This is a genomic window from Actinomadura darangshiensis, from assembly GCF_004349235.1.
Taxonomy (GTDB): domain Bacteria; phylum Actinomycetota; class Actinomycetes; order Streptosporangiales; family Streptosporangiaceae; genus Spirillospora; species Spirillospora darangshiensis.
Genome location: NZ_SMKY01000039.1, coordinates 1 through 18,774 on the forward strand (window position 1 = coordinate 1; position 18,774 = coordinate 18,774).

The following is an 18,774-nucleotide window of genomic DNA, read 5'->3' on the forward strand; positions in this document are numbered from 1 at the left end:
GGGGAGGACCCTCCGGGTGCGGAAGGTCGGCGCGCTTGCCGGGAAGGGCGAGCAGGCGTTTCGGCTGCGGAAAAGGGGCGATGGGCTGCTGCTTGAGGCGGCCACGTCTGGGGGTGCGGCCAACGGGCTCTATGCGGTTGCTGATCGGATTCGGTCGGGGGCTGAGGTGCTGCCGGACGGCCAGGATGGGCGGGTTGTCGCGCCGGCCCTGCCGTTGCGGTTGACCGATCACGGGTCGGTGGGGTTGACGGCTGATAAGGCGGCGTTCGCGGCGGGGGACGATTACGGGCTCAACACTGATGTTGTCGGGCCTGCGTTGGTGCCACGTGCGCCGTGGGTTGATGCGGCGAAGGCCAAGGCCATTGGGGAGCAGCTCCGGCAGTTTGTCGATCGTGCCTTGGCGGACGGGTACAACGGTGTCGTTCTGCCTGGGTTTCTTGAGTACGTCACGTTCAGTGGGGTCGGGGACGGACATGCTGTTTATCGCGAAGGCGATCCGCATGTGGCGCGTGCTCTTGCTATGCGTCGAGCGTTCGGGCCCAGTTGGAAGTACGCCCACGAGATGGGGATGAAGGTCTACTTTCAGACCGACATGCTGGCGCTCTCGCCACCGCTGAAGAAGTATCTCGGCGATCTCGATACTTCTAGCTCCCGGCTCTGGTCGGTCTACCGGGCCGGTCTGCATGAGCTGTTCATGACGATGCCGTATGTGGACGGCCTGGTGGTGCGCATCGGGGAGGGCGGTGAGGACTACAAGCTCGCCGGGTGGGACTACCACTCCGAGATCAAGGTCACGACGGTTGAGCAGGTGCGGGCCATGCTCACCGCGTTCCTGCGGCAGGCCGATGCCGATGACCGGGACATCGTCTTCCGCACCTGGAGCGTCGGGGTCGGGGCGGTCGGCGACATGCACACGAATCCCGCGTCCTATCACAAGGTCCTGGACGGCATCGACAGCGAGCATCTGATCGTGTCGACCAAGTACACGCTCGGTGACTTCTACAGCCATTTGCCGCTCAACACGACGCTGCTGACCGGGCGGCAGAAACGCATTGTCGAGTTCCAGTCGCGAAGGGAATTCGAGGGGTTCGGGGCGCTGCCCAACGATCTCGGTGTGTTGCATCAGCAGGCGCTGCAAACATTCCTCGCCAAGAACCCGAACATCGTCGGCCTCTGGAACTGGACCCAGGACGGCGGGCCGCTGCGGGCCGGGCCGATGACCCTGTATCTGCGCACCGGCTTCTGGCAGATGTGGGACGTCAACGTCTACCTGACCGCGCGATTGGCCTGGGATCCGAGCCTGGACGTCGCCGCCGCCACCAACGACTGGATCCGGCAGGCGTTCTCCGACGACCCCGCGACCGTCTCCGCGATCGCGCAGGTCATGGCCTTGTCCCGGAGCGCTGTCGGTAAGGGGCTCTACATCGGCCCCTACGCAGACACCAGGGTGAAGGCGCTCGGGCTGGAACCGCCGCCGATGATGTGGATCTTCGAGTGGGACATCGTCACGGGCGACAGCGCCGCGCTGGACACCATCTACCGGGTGGCCAGGCCCAGACTCGACGAGGCGATCGCCGAGGGCGAGGACGCGGTGATGCTGGCTCGCAGGATGCAGACGCTCGTCAACGGCACGTCGCCCTCGTCCTGGCGCGACCCGGCGCTGCGGCAGCGGTTCGCGGACACGTTGGCCTACCAGGTCGACCTGTTCAGCACGCTCGCCGCCTACCGGACGATGGTCCTGCGGCACGCGCAGTGGCTCGACACCGGTTCGAGCACCGCCAGGGCGTCCTGGCGGGCGGCCGAAAAGCGCTTCCGGGCGGCCGCCGCCGCGCATGAGGCGAAGTACGGAAACAACACCGCCCTTCCGGCCTACAACTTCACCGCCGCCGAGATCGGCATGCAGCGCGCCGACCGGGACGAGGCGATGGCCTGGCTCGCGCGTGTCCTGCTCGCACTCCTCTTGATCGGCTTCGCGCTGGGCGGTTCGTTCGGGCAGCGGCTGCTGCGGGGCGCTCCCGGTTCGGCCGCGCTGCGAGGGCTCTGGCTCGGCATGACACGACCGTGGCGCGTCACAGCGGTCGAGCCGAACGGGCGCACGGACAGAATGCTCGTGTGGTTCCTGCCTGGGGCGATGCTCGTGGCCAGCCGGGCCGTCTTCACATGGTTCGCGGCGCCGGCGCATCTCGTGGTGGTGCTCGGTGCGTGGCTGATCTTCGCCGTCACCCTCCGGTGGCTCACGCGGGGACGCGACCGGTTCGCGCTGAGCGCGGCGATCGGCGGGGTCGCGCTGATGCGCACCGTGATCCTTCTCGTCGCGCTGGCGGGACGCGGTCCGGGCCGGTACTGGTACGACTTCTGGACGGAGCCCGGCCTCCGTTCCTTCTACATCACGGTCGCGTTCGCCGCCTTCTGCTGGACGTTCGTCGTCGCCGGCTTCGTCCTCCGAAACAGCTACGGGCTGACCCGGCGGGCGGCATCGGGCTCGACGCTGATCGGGGCGGGCGTCCCGCCGGCGATGATCGGCGGGCTGATCGCCGCCATCGGCCTGGAACGTGCCCTCACGGTCTGGAACGACCAGATGGCTCTGCTGCCCTGGGGGCTGTCCCGCATCCTGGGCATCACGACCTACCTCGGCATCCCGTCCGCCATCCCGGTGATCGCCGCCGGGACCGGGCTGGCCCTCGCGGTGGCCGGAGCACTCCTGGCCGGCCGGCCCGGCAAACGGGCGCTGTCTCCACATAGGGCGGCGTTCTCCGGGGAGGAGTAGCCGTGTGACATCCGTTAAGGGCGGATCCCGTGGTCGCGTAGCGGGCCCACGGCGAGGCCGGTGGCGCGACAGGTCTCCACCACGTCCGGGAGGGCGGCCAGCGACGATCTCCAGGCACCGGGTGCCGAGGTGACGTCGCTGTCGTGCAGGAGGACCGTCGCGCCGCCGTCAAGGTCGGGCATGAGGGTCGCCAGCACGGACGCGGGGGTGGCGGACGCCGTCCAATCCCTGCCCCACGCCGTCCACAGGACGGGGTGAAGGCCGCTCGACCGGGCCGCCAGCAGCCCCTCGGCGCTGAGGGCGCCGTAGGGAGGCCGGTACCAGGCGGGGGTCACACCGCAGACGTCCTCGATGAGGCGGACGGTACGCCGCATTTCAGCCATAACCCGTCCCGGACGTGTGGTCAGCGCGTTGTCGTGAGTCCAGCCGTGGACGGCGATCTCGTGGCCCTCGGCAGCGATCCGCCGCCCCACCGACGGATGGCGCCCAAGCATCGAGCCGAGCACGAAGAACGTCGCGTGGCAGCCGGCCCGGGCCAAGGCGTCCAGGAAAAGGGGCGTGGACGAGCCGTCCGGCCCGTCGTCCAGGGTGAGCGCGACATGCCCCGGCGAGCCTTTACCGGCGAGGCGGGGTGTCAGGCGGCGGACGGGGGACAGCCAGGTCGCGGCCGGCAGGGCATGCGCCAGGAGGGCGGCGGCGAGGCCCGTGGCTAGGCGCGGCATGGAACCAGTTTCACAGGGGGAACTCATCGCATGGGCAAACGACTCTTAATTCTCACAGCGGGCATGGGCGCCGGGCATGACGCGGTCGCGGGGGAGCTGGCCCGCCGCCTGACGCCGCGGGACGTCGAGGTGTCGGTCCTGGACGTCCTCGACCTCGTCCCGCTGCGGCTCGGCCACGGGCTCCGGCACACCTACGAACTCTCGATCCGGACGGCGCCCTGGCTGTACGAGGCGACCTACCGGGCGTTCTTCGTGTCGCCCCGCCCGCCGCCCGCGTCGCCGCTGACGGCGCTGATCGCCGACCGGCTGGAGAGGCGCGTCAGGGAGCTGCCTCCGGACGCCGTCGTGTCCACGTTCCACCTCGCCGCCCAGGCGGCCGGGCGGCTGCGGCAGCAGCACCGATTGGACGCGCCCTCGATCGTGCTCGTCACCGACTTCGCCGTCCACCGCATGTGGCTCCACCCGGGCAACGACCGCTACCTGTGCCCGGACGAGCGCGTCGCCCGCGCCGTGGCCGAGCGCATGGGGCGTCCGGCGACGGGCCACGCGCCCGTCGTCCGGCCCGAGTTCCTGAGGACGGACGACGGCGGACGGCTCCGGGCCGCGATCGGCGCGAGACCCGGCGAGCGGGTCGTGCTGATCTCGGCGGGCGCGTGGGGCGTCGGCCGGGTGATCGAGACGGCCGAGGGGCTCGCGGCGTCCGGCCGGTACCTGCCCGTCGTGATGTGCGGGCGGAACCAGCGGCTGCGCGCCCGCGTCCTGCGGGAGGGGATCGGGCACGCGCTCGGCTGGCGCGACGACATGGCCGACCTGATGGCGGGCGCCTACGCGCTGATCGACAACGCGGCCGGGATGACCTGCCGGGAGGCGTTCGCGTGCGGCCTCCCGGTGGTCTCCTACCGGCCGATCCCCGGGCACGGGCGCGACGGGGCGCAGGCCATGGCGCGGGACGGCCTGAGCTCTTTCGCCGGGTCGCCCGCCGAGCTGGTCGAGGCCCTTGACCGGCTGCAGGACGAGACGACGCGGCGGGCCCGGAAGATCCGGCGGCTGTTCGACGCCGTCCCCGCCGAGAAGGTCATCGGCGCGGCGCTGGGGTGACGGCGTGCTCCCCGTGCAGCAGCGGGGACCGGGCGATCCCGATGCTGCCGAGCAGGATCAGCGCGACGCCGGCGGCCTCGGCGGCCAGCCACGGGCCGGTCCGGACGTGCTCCCCGAACAGGCCGACGCCGAGGGCGATGCTGGCGACCGGATCGGCGACGGTCAGCGCGGGCTGGACGGCGACCAGGCTGCCGCTGTGCAGCGCGTTCTGCAGCAGGAAGAGGCTGGCCAGCCCCGCGAGCGCCATCGCGTAGAGCTGCCAGGACGCCAGGACGGCGGCGAACCCGCCGGAGAATCTCCGCGTGACCGCGTTCATGAACGCGGCGGTCAGCGCGAACCCGAGGGACGTCGTCACGCCGAGCAGCACGGCCCGCGCCGGGCCGCGCACGAACCACGCCGCCGCCACCAGCCCGCCGGCGCAGCCGGCCGTGGCGGCCGTCGCGACGATCCACGCGACCGGGCCCGGCGTGCGGTGGCCCTCGCCCGGTGACGCGGCGACGAGCAACCCCGCCAGCCCGGCGGTGAGCAGGACGACGCCGGTCCACGGCACCTGCCGCAGGCCGCGCGGCGGCAGCCAGGCGATGAGGATCATGGTGAACGGCAGCTCGGCGGCCAGCAGCGGCTGGACCAGCGACAGGCCCGCCAGCGACAGCGCCGCCGCCTGCAGCAGGAACGCGGCGATGAGCGCGCCGATGCCGCCGAGCCACATGGGGCTGCGCAGCACGTCCAGGATGAGGGACGGCTTGAACGCGTCCGCGTCCGGCGCCGTCTTGGCGACCCGCCGCTGCAGCACCGACGCGAGAGCGTTCGCGGCGGCGGCGAACAGGCCGAGGACGACGGCGATCACCGGGACTCCGCCCCGCCGGGCGCGGCGGCCCGCTCGCCCGGCTTGCCGAGGTAGGGCGACCGCCCGAGGACGACGATGCCGGAGACCATCGCCGCCAGGCCCAGCGACTCCAGGGCCAGGGCGCCGGCGGACAGCCGGACCCGCTCGCCGAAGATCACGATGCTGAGCGCGATCCCGGTGAGCGGCTCCGCCGCCGTGGTGGCGGGCAGCGAGATCCGCAGCGGCGCCGCGTCGAAGGCGCTCTGCGCGAACAGCAGCCCGAGCGCCCCGATGAACACCAGGCCGTAGGGCTGCCAGTGCAGCAGCGCCTGCGCGACCCCGTCGTCGAAGATCAGCAGGACGCCGCGGGTGAGGGTGTCCTGCAGCCCGTAGAGCAGGCCCGCGCCGGACGCCAGCAGCATCGCGCGGATCCGCAGGTCGCGGTGCAGGCTGCCCACCGCCAGCAGGACGGCGAGGCCGAGCACGACGGCGCCGCCCAGCCAGCGGGCCGACAGGGCGTCGGGCGGCTCGCCGCCGTGCGGCAGCCCGATGCCGAGGAACAGCGCGACGCCGCCGGTCAGCAGCAGCGACCCCCACCACTCGGTGGGCCCGAGCCGCTCCCGGTAGAGCACGTGCGCGGCGACCAGCGCGAAGATCAGATTGACGGTGAGCACCGGGGCGACCTGGGCGACGTCGGCGATGTTCAGCGCGAACGCGAAGATGAGCTGGCCGACGATCATCGAGCCGATGCCGGCCAGCCACAGCCGGCTGCGCAGCAGGTCCAGCAGCAGCCGCGGGTGCAGGATCTCCTCCAGCGGCTCGCGGAAGGCCGCGTGCTGCTGCGCCACGAAGCCGAGGCCGATGAGGCACGCCGCCGCCACGGCGACGGCCATGCCGAGAACGCTCATCCGAATCCCCGGTTCCCCCTGTGCCGGTTCCCCCTGTGCCGGTTCAGCCTGTGCCGGTTCAGCCCGTGCCCGCCCGTCCGGAGGCGCATCTACCCGGGGGTGCCGGGCCGAACCGGATGCCGTCCCCGGATGCGCGGCGCGCCCGACCACGGGTCCTCACCGCGGGCCTCACCACGGGCCCCGACCGCGAGGCCGGATCCGGTCTCGGCCATTCCACAAACCGACTGGCCGGTATGTAATGCGGAGGTCTGCCAGAGGAGCACCATGCGCATCCGAGCCCTCATCGCCCTCGCCGCCACCGTCCTCGCCTCCGTCCTCCCGATCGGGGCGGCCCAGGCCGACCGCGTCCCCGATGACCGGCCGCTCCCCGGATACACGATCGACAATCCGCCGCTCGCGCCCGTCCAGGTGCATGGGAAGCCGTCACGGGTGCTGCAAGGCGTCCACCATCACGCGGCCTACGACATCGAGGTGCCGCCGCATTGGAACGGCAAACTCGCGCTCTGGGCGCACGGATATGCGGGGCAGGGCTTCGTGCTGACGGTCGGGCCGCCGCCGTTCGGGCTGCGGCAACGGCTGCTCGACCAGGGATACGCGTGGGCGGCGTCGTCCTATTACGACAACGGCTATGACGTCCGGGCCGGGGTGCTGAGCACGCGCGACGTCTCCGAACTCTTCGCAGGCAAGGTGGGACGGCCCGAGCAGCGCATCATCGTCGGCGCGTCCATGGGCGGGCACATCATCGGACGCTCGCTCGAACAGTTCCCGCATTACTACGACGGCGCGCTGCCCATGTGCGGTGTCCTCGGCGACGACGAGCTGTTCGACTTCTTCCTCGACTACAACATCGTCGCGCAGGACCTTTCCGGCGTCCGCGAATACCCGGTCACGGACCAGTACGCGACGGTGACCGTCCCGAAGATCGAGGCAGGGCTCGGGCTGACCGAATTGCGGCCCGGCGGACCCGACACCACGAACGACCGCGGCAAGCAGTTCCGCTCGATCGTCCAGAACCGGACGGGCGGGACGCGTCCCGGCGGCGTCCAGTCGTTCGCGTATTGGAAGGACTTCCCGTTCACGCTGGCCACTCCGGAGCCCCCGAACGCGACCCTGGCCGAATATCCGGGACAGCTGGCGACCAACCTGTTCACCCGCTACGAGCCGAACAAGCCGGTCGACGTGAACAGGACGGTCCAGCGGGTTCCGGTCGCGAACCTTCGCGCGCGGCTGTCGAACCGGCTGTCGCAGGTGCCGCGCATCAACGGACGTCCGCAGGTCCCGGTGCTGAGCCTGCACGGGCTCGGCGACATGTTCGTCCCGTTCTCCATGGAGCAGATCTACGCGAAGGAGGTCGCGCGGCAGCACCGGTCGCGGCTGCTCGTCCAGCGCGCGATCCGCACGACGGAGCACTGCGAGTTCTCCGCCGTCGAGGCCGGGACGGCCTGGGACGACCTGGTCCGCTGGATCGACCACGGCAGGCGCCCCGCGGGTGATGTGACCACGAAGCCGTCGGTGGTGGCGCGTCCCGGCTACGGCTGCCGGTTCAGCGATCCCGCCGCCTACGCGGCCGGGACGGGCACGCGCCGGCTGTTCCCCGCCTGCCCCTGACGCCCGCCCGACGGGAGTGTCCGGCCACACGCGCCCGTGGCCGGATGCTCTCAGGGCGCCGTCACAGGTCGGTGGCGATGATCTTCTCGATGTTGCGTTCCGCGAGTGCGGTGATGGTGACGAACGGGTTCACGCTCGTGTTGCCCGGGATGAGCGAGCCGTCGATGGCGTAGAGGCCGGAGTAGCCGCGCAGCCGGCCGTAGTTGTCGGTGGCCTTGTTCAGGACGGCCCCGCCCAGCGGGTGGTAGGTGAGGTGGTCGCCCCAGATCTTGTAGGTGCCGAACAGGTCGGTCCGGTAGATCGTGCCCTCCTTCCGGTTGATCTTGTCGAAGATCGACTTGGCCATGTCGATGCTGGTCTGCTTCCAGGCGGTCTGCCAGTTCAGGTCGACCCGCCCGGCCGCCGCGTTCCAGGAGAACTGGGCGCGGTGCGGGGTGTTGGTGATCGACAGGTAGAACGACGCCCACGTCTCGATCCCGGTGGGTATCGGGGCGACCTCGGCGAACGCGCCGCCCGCTGCCCAGTTGTCGATGCCCGCCGTCGGGATGGACGACTGGAGGCTGCCGGTCGGGTCCCACAGGTGGTTGGCGCGTCCGCACATGACGTTGCCGTTGTCGCCCCAGCCCTTGCCGACCTCGCCGTTCAGGGCGGGCAGCGCGCCCGTCGACTTCAGCTTCACCAGCAGCTTGCTGGTGCCGACGCTGCCCGCCGCGAAGAACACGCGGGCGGCGGTCACCGTCTTCGTGGCCGTGACCGCCCCGGTCGTGTCGAGCTGCTCGATGACGACCGTGTACCCGCCGCCGGACGCGGGCGACACCGACGTCACCCGGTGCAGCGGTGAGATCGCGACCTTGCCCGTCGCCTTGGCCTGCGCCAGGTAGGTCTTCTGCAGCGACTTCTTGCCGTGGTTGTTGCCGTAGAGGATCTCCGCCGCCAGCGCCGACCGCGGCACCGTGCCCGCCGCCTCCTGCTCCATGTAGCCGAAGTCGTACACGTTCGGGACGTAGACGAACTCGAAGCCCGACCGCTCGGCGTGCTTACGTCCGACCCGCGCGTACTGGTAGCAGTCGGTCGAGTCGAACCAGGCCCGGTCGACCGCGTTGACGCCGAGCCCGGCGTTGGCGCGCGGATAGTAGACGCCGTACATCTCGTCGGCGTCCACCGTGGGGAGGACGCCGCCGAACCGCGACCGCTCCGGCGTGACCGCCATGCCGCCGTTGACGAGCGAGCCGCCGCCGACGCCGCGCCCCTGGTAGACGGTGATGCCCGCGAAGTCCTCGGCGTCGAGGATGCCGGTGTAGCGGGGGACGTCCTTGTCGAGGGGGAAGCCGAGGAAGTTGCTGATCGGCTGCTTGGTGCGGGTCCGCAGCCAGTAGGACCGGTAGTCGGGGGTGCGGGTGTTGGCGAAGATGTTGCCGTCCGAGCCGGGGGTGTCCCAGGCCTGGCCCATCTCGACCATGTGGACGTCGACGCCCGCCTGGGCGAGCCGCAGCGCCGCGACGGAGCCGCCGTAGCCGGTGCCGATGACCAGGGCGGGGACGCGGGCGCCGTTGCCGATCGGTCCCGGCGCCGGGGCGGCCGCCGCGCCGGTCCGGCCCAGCACCCCGAGCCCGAGGATAGAACCGGTTCCAACGAGGAACCCGCGTCTGGATACGCCATGAGGCGTGGTCGAGTCACTCATGTGACCTCCCTCACTATGAGACTGAAACGGGTTCTATATCGATTTGGGAGGCGCGTCACCGGGTTACTTTGAAGTAGGCCCTGGCCACAAGTGGCTACCAAGTGCTTGCTTGGCATCTGATAGCTTCCGGCGCATGATCTCCGCGATCGTCTGGGGCACCGGCAACGTGGGACGGCTGGCCCTGCGGGCCGTCGAGGCGGAGCCGTCGCTGCGGCTCACCGGCGTGATCGTCCACGATCCGGGCAAGGCCGGACGGGACGCGGGCGACCTCGCCGGCCTCGGCCGGGACCTCGGCGTCGCCGCGACCGCCGACATCGACGCCGTCCTCGCGACCCGCCCCGAGGCCGTCGTGTACGCGGCGTCGGGAGACATCCGGCCGGACGACGCGCTCGCCGACATCCTCAAGGCGGTCCGCGCCGGCGCCGTGGTCGTCACCCCGGCCCTGTACGCGCTCTACGACCAGCGCAACGCGCCGCCCGCGCTGCGGGACGAGGTGCTGGACGCGATCACCGAGGGCGGCGGGTCCCTGTTCGTCTCCGGGGTCGACCCCGGGTGGGGCAACGACGTCCTGCCGCTGCTGGTCAGCGGCCTCGGCGGCACCATCGACGTCGTCCGCTGCCAGGAGATCTTCGACTACTCCACCTACGACCAGCCGGACTCCGTCCGGTACCTCGTCGGGATGGGGCAGCCGATGGACTACGAGCCGCCGATGCTCGCCGCGACCGTCCCGACCATGGTGTGGGGCGGGCAGGTCAGGCTGATGGCCCGCGCCCTCGGCGTCGAGCTGGACGAGGTCCGCGAGACCCTCGACCGCCGCCCGCTCGACGCGACCGTGACGACCGCGTCCATGGGCGACTTCGAGAAGGGCACCCAGGGTGCGGTGCGGTTCGAGGTGCAGGGGATCGTCGGCGGCGAGCCGCGCATCGTCGTCGAGCACGTCACCCGCATCCACCCGTCCTGCGCGCCCGACTGGCCCGTGCCGCCGGACGGCGACGGCGCGCACCGCGTGGTCATCGAGGGGGACCCGCGCATCGAGGTCACGGTCGAGGCCACCGACGGGGCCGGGAACCGCGCCGCGGGCGGCAACGCGACCGCCGTCGGACGCCTGGTGAACGCGATCGGGTGGCTCGTGGACGCCGAACCCGGGCTCTACGATGCCCTTGACGTCCCGATACGTCCCGCCGTGGGCAAGCTCGGAAGGATCTCCCAGTGAACATCGACGTCCCCGACGGCAAGGACCCGATCCAGTACGTGTGGGGCGAGATGGTGCCCGGCATCGGCCCCGCCGCCTCGAAGATGTCCCTCGCCGTCTACGCGCACACCACCCTCGGGCTCCGCGAGTTCGAGGCCGCCCGGCTGCGCATCGCGCAGATCAACGGCTGCCTGTTCTGCCTCGACTGGCGGACCGACCGCGACGGCGAGAAGGTCGAGGACGGGTTCGCCGACGCGGTCGCCGGCTGGCGCACGACCGGCGCCTTCGACGACCGCACCCGACTGGCGGCCGAGTACGCCGAACGCTACGCACTCGACCACCACGGCCTCGACGAGGAGTTCTGGGAGCGGATGTCCGCGCACTACACCCAGGCCGAGGTCGTCGAGCTGAGCATGTGCATCGGCTCCTGGCTGGCCTTCGGCCGCCTCAACCACGTCCTCGGCCTCGACGCGATGTGCATGCTCCCCGAGAGGTAGGCGGGCCCGGCGCCACCCCGCACCGGGCCCGGGTCAGCGGGCGGGTCAGGCCGCTTCGGCGGCGGGGGTGTAGTGGGAGGCGTCGTCGCCCTCCACCCGGTAGCTGGCCTTGCCGTCCACACCGGCCGGGACGTCGCCGGCAACGGTGACGCGGTGCAGGAGGCGCGGGAGGTTGCCGTAGTCGTCCAGCGCGTAGTGCTGGGTGATCCGGTTGTCGAACACGACGAGGTCGCCCGGCTGCCACACCCAGCGCAGGATGTTCTCCGGCCGGGTGACGTAGGACTGGAGCAGGTCCAGGATCGTCCGTCCCTCGCGTCCGGGCAGCCCGACGATGCTCTGCGCGAACCCGCCGATGAACAGGTTGCGCTCGCCCGACTCCGGGTGCACCCGCACGACCGGGTGCGCGGTCTTCCACGTCTGGGAGACGAACGCCTTGCGGTGCTCGGCCGCCTTCTCGGGGTCGGAGCCGCTGCTCTCCGGCCGCACGTAGTCGTAGTCGTTGGTGTGGACGGCCCAGAGCCGGTCGGCGAACTCGCGCAGTTCGTCCGGCAGGTCCTGGTAGGCGGCGGCCGTGTGGGCGATCAGGGTGTTGCCGCCGTAGGGCGGGATGACGAGGCCGCGCAGCGTGCTGATCTTCGGCGGGGACTGGACGAAGGTGACGTCGGTGTGCCAGTGGTTGGCGCGCCCGGACTCGCTGTCCACCGGCAGGATCTCGCGCCGCCCCTCGACGGCGGGCACGGTCGGGTGCGCGCCGGTGAGCGCGCCGAACCGGGAGGCGAACGCGAGCTGGTCGTCGTCGGTCAGGTCCAGGCCCCGGAAGCCCAGGACCTTGTGCTCCAGCAGCGCGGCATGGATCTCGCCGAAGAGCTGGTCGGACAGGTCGCGGACGTCGGCGCCGACGACCTCGGCGCCGATGCGGCCGCCGATCTTGCGGATGTCGAACTCGGACATTGCCTACCTCTTCTCCGGGGACGTTCCCGTTGGACGGACGCGGGGGAGCTCCACAAGCCGTAGCGAATCACGGCCTGGCATCCTAGTCAACTATTCCGATTGACTTAGTAGGAAATAGGCGCGATAGTCGCGGCGTGGGCATCACGAGATCGACGACAAGACGACGGTTCCTCTCCACCCTCGCGGTGTCGGCGGCGGCGCTGCCGGCCGCGGCGTCCTGCGGCCGCGCGCTCGGCGGCGGCCCGAAACGCACCAGCACCCTGCGCTACCAGGGCTGGACGGGCCAGGTCCTGCTCCCCGAACTCGCCCAGGACCTCGGCTACCTCGGCGAGGTCGAGCTGAAATGGATCGGCAACACGATCAGCGGGCCGCAGGACGTCCAGACCACCGCCACCGGCCAGATCGAGTTCGGCGGCGCCTTCAACGGCGCGTCGGTCAAGCTGCAGGAGTCCGGCGCGCCGCTGACGTCCGTCATCGGCTACTACGGCACCGACCTCAAGAACTACAACGGCTTCTTCGTCCCGGCGGACAGCCCGATCAGGGGCCCCCGGGACCTCATCGGCAAGAAGATCGGGATGAACACGCTCGGCGGCCACGCCCAGGCCGTCCTCGACCTCTACCTGCGGCGCAACGGGCTGAGCCGGGACGACGTGCGCAAGGTCGAGGCGCTCGCGGTGCCGCCGGTCTCCCTGGAGCAGTCGCTGCGCCAGGGGCAGATCGACGTCGCCGCGCTCAGCGGGATCTTCCAGGACAAGGCGATCGCCGCGGGCGGGATCCGCCGGGTGTTCCGCGACTACGACTTCCTCGGCGCCTTCACAGCCGGCTCCTACGTCTTCCGCGACGACTTCATCGAGCGGAACCCGGGCACCGTTCGGGCCTTCACCGCCGGGGTCGCCAAAGCGATCGAGTGGTCGCGGGCAACGCCGCGCGAGGAGGTCATCGCCCGGCAGGCGAAGATCCTCACGGCGCGGGGCCGCAACGAGAACGCCGACGCGCTCCGGTACTGGAAGTCGTGGGGCGTCGCCGGCAAGGGCGGGCTGATGACCGACCGGGAGTTCACCACCTGGAGCCGCTGGCTGGAGGACGTCGGCCAGATCCACGAGGTCAAGGTCGAGCCCAAGGAGCTGTACAGCAACGAGTTCAACCCGTACGCGAACGGAGGGAGCCCGAGATGACCCCCAAGATCAGCCTCACCGGTGTCGGCAAGACCTTCCCGGTCCGGGGCGGCGGCGAGTTCACCGCGCTCAGCGGCATCGACCTGGACGTGGCCGAGGGCGAGTTTCTCGTCGTGGTCGGGCCGTCCGGCTGCGGCAAGTCCACCCTGCTCGACCTGATCGGCGGGCTGACCAGGCCCACCACCGGCCGCATCGCGATCGACGGCGCCGAGGTGACGGGCCCGGCCCTGGACCGGGCCGTCGTCTTCCAGCAGTACGCGCTGTTCCCGTGGCGGACGGCGCTGCGCAACGTCGAGTTCGGGCTGGAGGCCAAGGGGCTCCGGCGCCGCGAGCGCGCCGAGATCGCCCGCGACCACCTGGACCTCGTCGGCCTGTCCGGGTTCGAGGACCGCTACCCGCACGAGCTGTCAGGCGGCATGAAGCAGCGGGTCGCGATCGCCCGCAGCCTCGCCTACGACCCCGGCGTGCTGCTGATGGACGAGCCGTTCGCCGCGCTCGACGCCCAGACCCGCGACTCCCTCCAGGACGAGCTGCTCGGCATCTGGGCGAAGACCGGCAAGACCGTCGTGTTCATCACGCACGGCATCGACGAGGCCGTCTACCTGGGCGGACGCGTGGCCGTGCTGACCTCGCGGCCCGGCCGGGTGAAGGAGGTCGCCGACATCGACCTGGGCTCGCGCGACGCCCGCGAGGACGTCCGGTCGAGCCCGGAGTTCGCGGCGCACCGGCACCGGGTCTGGTCGCTGCTGAAGGACGAGGTACAGACGGCGCAGCGGCTGACCGTCCCCGCGCCGCGCAAGGAGGCGATCCACCTTGGCTAGCACCGTAGAGGCCCCCGCGCTGATCGAGCCCGAAGCCCCGGAGTCCCCGCCGCGCCGGGCGGGGCGCCGGGCCGCGGGCCTGGCGGCCGTCGCCTTCCGGCGGACGATCGCGGTCGTCGCGTTCCTCGCCGTCTGGGAACTGGCGCCCCGCGCGCAGCTCGTCGACCCGATCTTCCTGCCGCCGGTGTCGGAGGTCGTCCCGGCGCTGTGGGATCTGGCCAAGAGCGGCCAGCTCTGGTCCAACACCGAGGCCAGCCTGGTCCGGGCGCTGTCGGGCTTCGGGCTCTCGATCGTCCTGGCGGTGCCGCTGGGCCTGCTGATCGGCTGGTACCGGCCGGTCGCGGAGCTGCTCAACCCGCTGCTGGAGCTGTTCCGCAACACCGCCGCGATCGCGCTGCTGCCGGTCTTCATCCTGGTCCTCGGCATCGGCGAGACGTCCAAGATCGCGATCGTGCTGTACGCGTGCACGTGGCCGATCCTGCTCAACACGATCAGCGCGGTCCGCACCGTGGACGCCACGCTGGTCAAGTCGGCGCGCTCGCTCGGGCTGCCCGCCGTGCGCATCTTCCAGAAGGTGATCCTGCCCGCCGCGGTGCCGTCCATCTTCACCGGCATCCGGCTGGCCGGCGGGATCTCGGTGCTGGTGATGATCGTCGCGGAGATGGTCGGCGCCAAGGAGGGCCTCGGCTTCCTGATCGGCTCCGCCCAGCAGAACTTCGCGATCAAGGACATGTACGCGGGCATCCTGACGATCTCGGCGCTGGGCCTGGCGTTCAACCAGGTGCTGGTCCTGCTGGAACGCCGCTTCACCCGCTGGCGCACCGACCCCGGGCGCTGAGGGCGGTGTCACGTTCCGGACATGGCTTGACTAGTGCGCTGACCTGTAACATTCTAACTCGATCGAACATATAGGGAAAGTCTGGAGAGACGATGCGCGCACGTAGGACAGGGGTCGTGCTGGGGCTGGCCGCCGTCACCCTGGGGGCGGCCGCCTGCGGCTCGGGCGGCTCGGGCGGCAAGGTCCGGCTCTCGCTGGTCGCCTACTCCACGCCCCAGGCCGCCTACGAGGCGATCATCAAGGAGTACCAGAAGACGTCCGAGGGCAAGAAGGTCGTCTTCAGCAAGTCGTTCGGGGCGTCCGGCGAGCAGAGCCGAGCGGTGGCGTCCGGCAAGAAGGCCGACATCGTCGGGTTCTCCCTTGAGTCGGACATGACGCGGCTGGTGGACAAGGGCCTGGTCGACGCCAAGTGGAACTCCGGACCCCAGAAGGGGATGGTCACCGACTCGGTGGTCGTCCTGGCGACCCGCAAGGGCAACCCCAAGAACATCAAGACCTGGGACGACCTGACCAAGCCCGGCGTCCAGGTCATCACCCCGAACCCGTTCACCTCCGGCGGCGCGCAGTGGAACATCCTCGCCGGATACGGGGCCAAGGCGAACAAGGGCACCGACAAGGCGGCCGGGACCGCCTACCTGCACGCGCTGTTCAAGAACGTCCCCGTGCAGGACTCCAGCGCGCGCAAGTCGCTGCAGACCTTCGCGGGCGGGAAGGGCGACGTGATGCTCTCCTACGAGAACGAGGCCATCTTCGCCAAGCAGAACAACCAGCCGCTCGACTACACCGTGCCGGACTCCACCATCCTGATCGAGAACCCGGTCGCGGTGACCAAGAAGAGCGAGCACCCGGCGGAGGCCGAGGCGTTCCTGAAGTTCCTGCACGGCAAGAAGGCGCAGGAGGTCTTCGTCAAGAACGGGTACCGGCCCGTGGTGGACGGCGTCCCCGGCGCCGAGGACTTCCCGAAGCCGGCCGGGCTCTTCACGATCGCCGACCTCGGCGGCTGGCCGAAGGTGAAGAAGGAGTTCTTCGACCCGAAGGGCAGCGTCATGGCCGACGTCGAGAAGGGCATCGGCGTCTCGGTGGAGGGTTGAGTTCCTTGACGACGATCGAGAAACCGGCGGACGCGCCGGCCCTCGCGTCCGGCCGCCGTACCGGCCCGCCCGCGTGGGCCGGTACGGCGCTCGGGGTGGGCACGGCGACGATCTTCCTGAGCGCGGTGGTGCTGATCCCGCTCGGCGCGGTGCTGTGGAAGGGGACCGCGCAGGGCCCCGCCGCCTTCTGGGACGCGATCACCACCCCGGACGCGTGGGCCGCGCTGAAGCTGACGGTCATCGCCTCGCTGCTGGTGGCGCTGATCAACCTGGTCATGGGCACGCTGATCGCCTGGGTGCTCGTCCGCGACTCCTTCCCCGGTAAGGGCCTGATCGATCTGCTGATCGACCTGCCGTTCGCGCTGCCGACCATCGTGGCGGGCCTGGTCCTGCTGGCCCTGTACGGAGCCGACAGCCCGCTCGGCGTCTCGCTCGCCTACACCAGGGCCGGGGTCGTCGTGGCGCTGCTGTTCGTGACGCTGCCGTTCGTGGTCCGGACCGTCCAGCCGGTGCTGCTGGAGCTGGACCGGGAGATGGAGGCGGCCGCCGCCTCGCTCGGCGCCGGCCCCTGGACGATCTTCCGGCGGATCATCCTGCCGAACCTGGTCCCGGCGATGCTGGCCGGGACGGCGCTGGCCTTCACCCGCGCCATCGCCGAGTTCGGCTCGACCGTGCTGATCTCCGGGAACGTCCCGTTCAAGACGCAGGTCGCGGCCGTGCACATCTTCGGCCAGATCGAGAGCGACAACACCGAGGCCGCCGCGGCGACCTCGACCGCCCTGCTGGTGCTGTCGCTGGTGTTCCTGCTGGCGATCGACCTCGTCCGCCGCTGGGGGTCCCGCCATGGCTAAGTACGCGCTGCGCCTGATCGTGCTGGCCTATCTCGCGGTCCTGCTGATCGTGCCGGTCGGGCTGATCGGCTGGCGGACGTTCGAGGACGGCTTCGGCGCGTTCGCCGACGCGCTCACCACCCACTCGGCCCTGCACGCCTTCAAGGTCACCCTCATCGTCGCGGGCTGGGCGGTCGTCCTCAACACGCTGTTCGGCGTGCTTGCCGCGCTGCTGCTCGTCCGCCACCGGTTCCCGGGCAAGCGGCTGCTCAGCGCGCTGATCGACCTGCCGCTGGCGGTCTCCCCGGTCGTGGTCGGGCTCGCGCTGATCCTGGTGTACGGGACCTTCACCCCGGTGGGGGGCTGGCTGGAGGGCCGCGGCATCCAGATCATCTTCTCCACCCCGGGGATGGTCCTCGCCACGGTGTTCGTCTGCCTGCCGCTGGTGGTGCGGGCGATCGTCCCGGTCCTGGAGGAACTGGGGGACGAGCAGGAGCAGGCCGCGCGGACCCTCGGCGCGGGCGGCTGGCAGACGTTCCGGCGCATCACGCTGCCCGGCATCCGCGCCGCCCTCGGCTACGGCATCGTCCTCTCGCTGGCCCGCGCGCTGGGGGAGTACGGCGCGGTCGCCGTGGTCTCCGGCCGGACGGTCGACCAGACCCAGACCCTGACCCTCTTCGTCGAGGAGCGCTTCGAGAACTTCGACGTGCACGCCTCGTACGCCGCCGCGCTCGCGCTGGCGGCGATCGCGGTCGTCAGCCTGCTGGCGACCCGGCTCCTGCGACCCAAGGACGGCACCTGATGGCGATCGATATCCGCGGTGTGAACAAGTCGTTCGGCGAGGCGCCGGTGCTGCGCGACGTGTCGGTCGACATCGCGTCCGGTTCGCTGACGGCGCTGCTCGGGCCGAGCGGCGGCGGCAAGTCGACCCTGCTCCGGGTGATCGCGGGCCTGGAGCGGCCCGACTCGGGCCAGGTGCTGATCGCCGGCAAGGACGCGACGCTGACACCGCCGCAGCGCCGCGGCGTCGGGTTCGTCTTCCAGCACTACGCCGCGTTCAAGCACCTGACGGTCTTCGAGAACGTCGCCTTCGGCCTGAAGATCCGCAAACGGCCCAAGGAGGAGATCCGGCGGCGGGTCGCGGAACTGCTGGAACTCGTCCACCTCGACCAGTTCGCCAAGCGGTACCCGGCGCAGCTGTCGGGCGGGCAGCGCCAGCGGATGGCCCTGGCCAGGGCGCTCGCCGTCGACCCCGAGGTGCTGCTGCTGGACGAGCCGTTCGGCGCGCTCGACGCCCAGGTGCGCAAGGAGCTGCGGGCCTGGCTGCGCCGCCTGCACGACGAGGTGCACGTCACCACCGTCTTCGTCACCCACGACCAGGAGGAGGCGATCGAGGTCGCCGACTCGATCGTGGTGCTGGCCGACGGCGCCGTCCAGCAGGTCGGGGCGCCGGGCGACATCTACGACAACCCCGCGACCCCGTTCGTGATGCGCTTCCTCGGGCCGGTGACCGAGATCGGCGGGCGGCTGCTGCGGCCCCACGACGTGGAGGTGTCGGCCGAGTCCGGACCGGGGACGGCCCCTGCGGTGGTCACCCGCGTGGTGCGGCTGGGCTTCGAGGTGCGGGTCGAGTTCAGGGTGCGCGGGGACGAGGACGACGCCTGGGCGCAGCTGACCAGGGGAGCCGCCGAGCAGCTGGAGGTCGAGCCGGGCGCCGAGATCCACGTTCGGCCCGCCGTTCAGGCCGCCACGGTTCTCGCGACCTGAAG

At 71.0% G+C, this 18,774-nt stretch carries 17 protein-coding genes; 12 read left to right on the top strand and 5 right to left on the bottom strand.

Annotated elements, in window-relative coordinates; all coding sequences use genetic code 11:
• Positions 1 to 16: 16 nt before the first annotated feature.
• On the top strand, positions 17 to 2,767 hold the full coding sequence (locus tag E1293_RS11655; protein ID WP_207938792.1) for a hypothetical protein: 2,751 nt from the start codon (positions 17 to 19) through the stop codon (positions 2,765 to 2,767).
• A 14-nt stretch (positions 2,768 to 2,781) separates the two neighbouring features.
• On the opposite strand, the gene E1293_RS11660 is transcribed toward E1293_RS11655, so the two are convergent.
• Complete coding sequence (locus tag E1293_RS11660; protein ID WP_132196853.1) at positions 2,782 to 3,489, bottom strand: polysaccharide deacetylase family protein; 708 nt, start codon at positions 3,487 to 3,489, stop codon at positions 2,782 to 2,784.
• A 63-nt stretch (positions 3,490 to 3,552) separates the two neighbouring features.
• Between E1293_RS11660 and E1293_RS11665 the strand changes: the two genes are divergently transcribed.
• On the top strand, positions 3,553 to 4,587 hold the full coding sequence (locus tag E1293_RS11665; RefSeq protein ID WP_243716172.1) for an MGDG synthase family glycosyltransferase: 1,035 nt from the start codon (positions 3,553 to 3,555) through the stop codon (positions 4,585 to 4,587).
• On the opposite strand, the gene E1293_RS11670 is transcribed toward E1293_RS11665, so the two are convergent.
• Positions 4,565 to 5,434 carry a DMT family transporter gene (locus E1293_RS11670; protein ID WP_132196857.1) on the bottom strand — a complete coding sequence of 290 codons (870 nt, stop codon included), beginning with the start codon at positions 5,432 to 5,434 and terminating at the stop codon, positions 4,565 to 4,567. The genes E1293_RS11665 and E1293_RS11670 overlap by 23 nt on opposite strands.
• Positions 5,431 to 6,321: a DMT family transporter gene (locus E1293_RS11675; RefSeq protein ID WP_207938793.1), complete on the bottom strand. Its 891-nt coding sequence runs from the start codon at positions 6,319 to 6,321 to the stop codon at positions 5,431 to 5,433. The genes E1293_RS11670 and E1293_RS11675 overlap by 4 nt, the downstream gene beginning before the upstream one ends.
• A gap of 264 nt (positions 6,322 to 6,585) precedes the next feature.
• Here E1293_RS11675 and E1293_RS11680 point away from each other — a divergent pair, with 264 nt between their 5' ends.
• Positions 6,586 to 7,929 carry a hypothetical protein gene (locus tag E1293_RS11680; RefSeq protein WP_132196859.1) on the top strand — a complete coding sequence of 448 codons (1,344 nt, stop codon included), beginning with the start codon at positions 6,586 to 6,588 and terminating at the stop codon, positions 7,927 to 7,929.
• 61 nt (positions 7,930 to 7,990) lie between these two features.
• Here the strand turns inward: E1293_RS11680 and E1293_RS11685 are convergent, their stop codons facing one another.
• Positions 7,991 to 9,610: a GMC oxidoreductase gene (locus tag E1293_RS11685; RefSeq protein WP_132196861.1), complete on the bottom strand. Its 1,620-nt coding sequence runs from the start codon at positions 9,608 to 9,610 to the stop codon at positions 7,991 to 7,993.
• A 133-nt stretch (positions 9,611 to 9,743) separates the two neighbouring features.
• Here E1293_RS11685 and E1293_RS11690 point away from each other — a divergent pair, with 133 nt between their 5' ends.
• Together E1293_RS11690 and E1293_RS11695 are read left to right on the top strand one after the other, a co-directional pair.
• Positions 9,744 to 10,823, top strand: a complete 1,080-nt coding sequence (locus tag E1293_RS11690; protein ID WP_132196863.1) for an NAD(P)H-dependent amine dehydrogenase family protein — start codon at positions 9,744 to 9,746, stop codon at positions 10,821 to 10,823.
• A complete protein-coding gene (locus E1293_RS11695) occupies positions 10,820 to 11,299 on the top strand; it encodes a carboxymuconolactone decarboxylase family protein (protein WP_132196865.1) in 480 nt (159 codons plus the stop codon). Before E1293_RS11690 ends, E1293_RS11695 begins: the two co-directional genes overlap by 4 nt.
• A gap of 45 nt (positions 11,300 to 11,344) precedes the next feature.
• On the opposite strand, the gene E1293_RS11700 is transcribed toward E1293_RS11695, so the two are convergent.
• On the bottom strand, positions 11,345 to 12,250 hold the full coding sequence (locus E1293_RS11700) for a TauD/TfdA dioxygenase family protein (RefSeq protein WP_132196867.1): 906 nt from the start codon (positions 12,248 to 12,250) through the stop codon (positions 11,345 to 11,347).
• A gap of 134 nt (positions 12,251 to 12,384) precedes the next feature.
• Between E1293_RS11700 and E1293_RS11705 the strand changes: the two genes are divergently transcribed.
• The 7 genes from E1293_RS11705 to E1293_RS11735 all read left to right on the top strand — a co-directional run bounded on the left by E1293_RS11705 (position 12,385) and on the right by E1293_RS11735 (position 18,772).
• A complete protein-coding gene (locus E1293_RS11705) occupies positions 12,385 to 13,425 on the top strand; it encodes an ABC transporter substrate-binding protein (protein WP_132196869.1) in 1,041 nt (346 codons plus the stop codon).
• Positions 13,422 to 14,246, top strand: a complete 825-nt coding sequence (locus E1293_RS11710; protein ID WP_132196871.1) for an ABC transporter ATP-binding protein — start codon at positions 13,422 to 13,424, stop codon at positions 14,244 to 14,246. Before E1293_RS11705 ends, E1293_RS11710 begins: the two co-directional genes overlap by 4 nt.
• On the top strand, positions 14,239 to 15,084 hold the full coding sequence (locus tag E1293_RS11715) for an ABC transporter permease (RefSeq protein WP_132196873.1): 846 nt from the start codon (positions 14,239 to 14,241) through the stop codon (positions 15,082 to 15,084). The genes E1293_RS11710 and E1293_RS11715 overlap by 8 nt, the downstream gene beginning before the upstream one ends.
• 92 nt (positions 15,085 to 15,176) lie before the next feature.
• Positions 15,177 to 16,175 carry a sulfate ABC transporter substrate-binding protein gene (locus tag E1293_RS11720; protein ID WP_132196875.1) on the top strand — a complete coding sequence of 333 codons (999 nt, stop codon included), beginning with the start codon at positions 15,177 to 15,179 and terminating at the stop codon, positions 16,173 to 16,175.
• A 5-nt stretch (positions 16,176 to 16,180) separates the two neighbouring features.
• Positions 16,181 to 17,026 carry a sulfate ABC transporter permease subunit CysT gene (gene cysT / locus E1293_RS11725; RefSeq protein ID WP_207938794.1) on the top strand — a complete coding sequence of 282 codons (846 nt, stop codon included), beginning with the start codon at positions 16,181 to 16,183 and terminating at the stop codon, positions 17,024 to 17,026.
• On the top strand, positions 17,019 to 17,807 hold the full coding sequence (locus tag E1293_RS11730) for a sulfate ABC transporter permease subunit (RefSeq protein ID WP_132196879.1): 789 nt from the start codon (positions 17,019 to 17,021) through the stop codon (positions 17,805 to 17,807). Before cysT ends, E1293_RS11730 begins: the two co-directional genes overlap by 8 nt.
• On the top strand, positions 17,807 to 18,772 hold the full coding sequence (locus E1293_RS11735) for a sulfate/molybdate ABC transporter ATP-binding protein (protein WP_132196881.1): 966 nt from the start codon (positions 17,807 to 17,809) through the stop codon (positions 18,770 to 18,772). Before E1293_RS11730 ends, E1293_RS11735 begins: the two co-directional genes overlap by 1 nt.
• Positions 18,773 to 18,774: the final 2 nt, after the last annotated feature.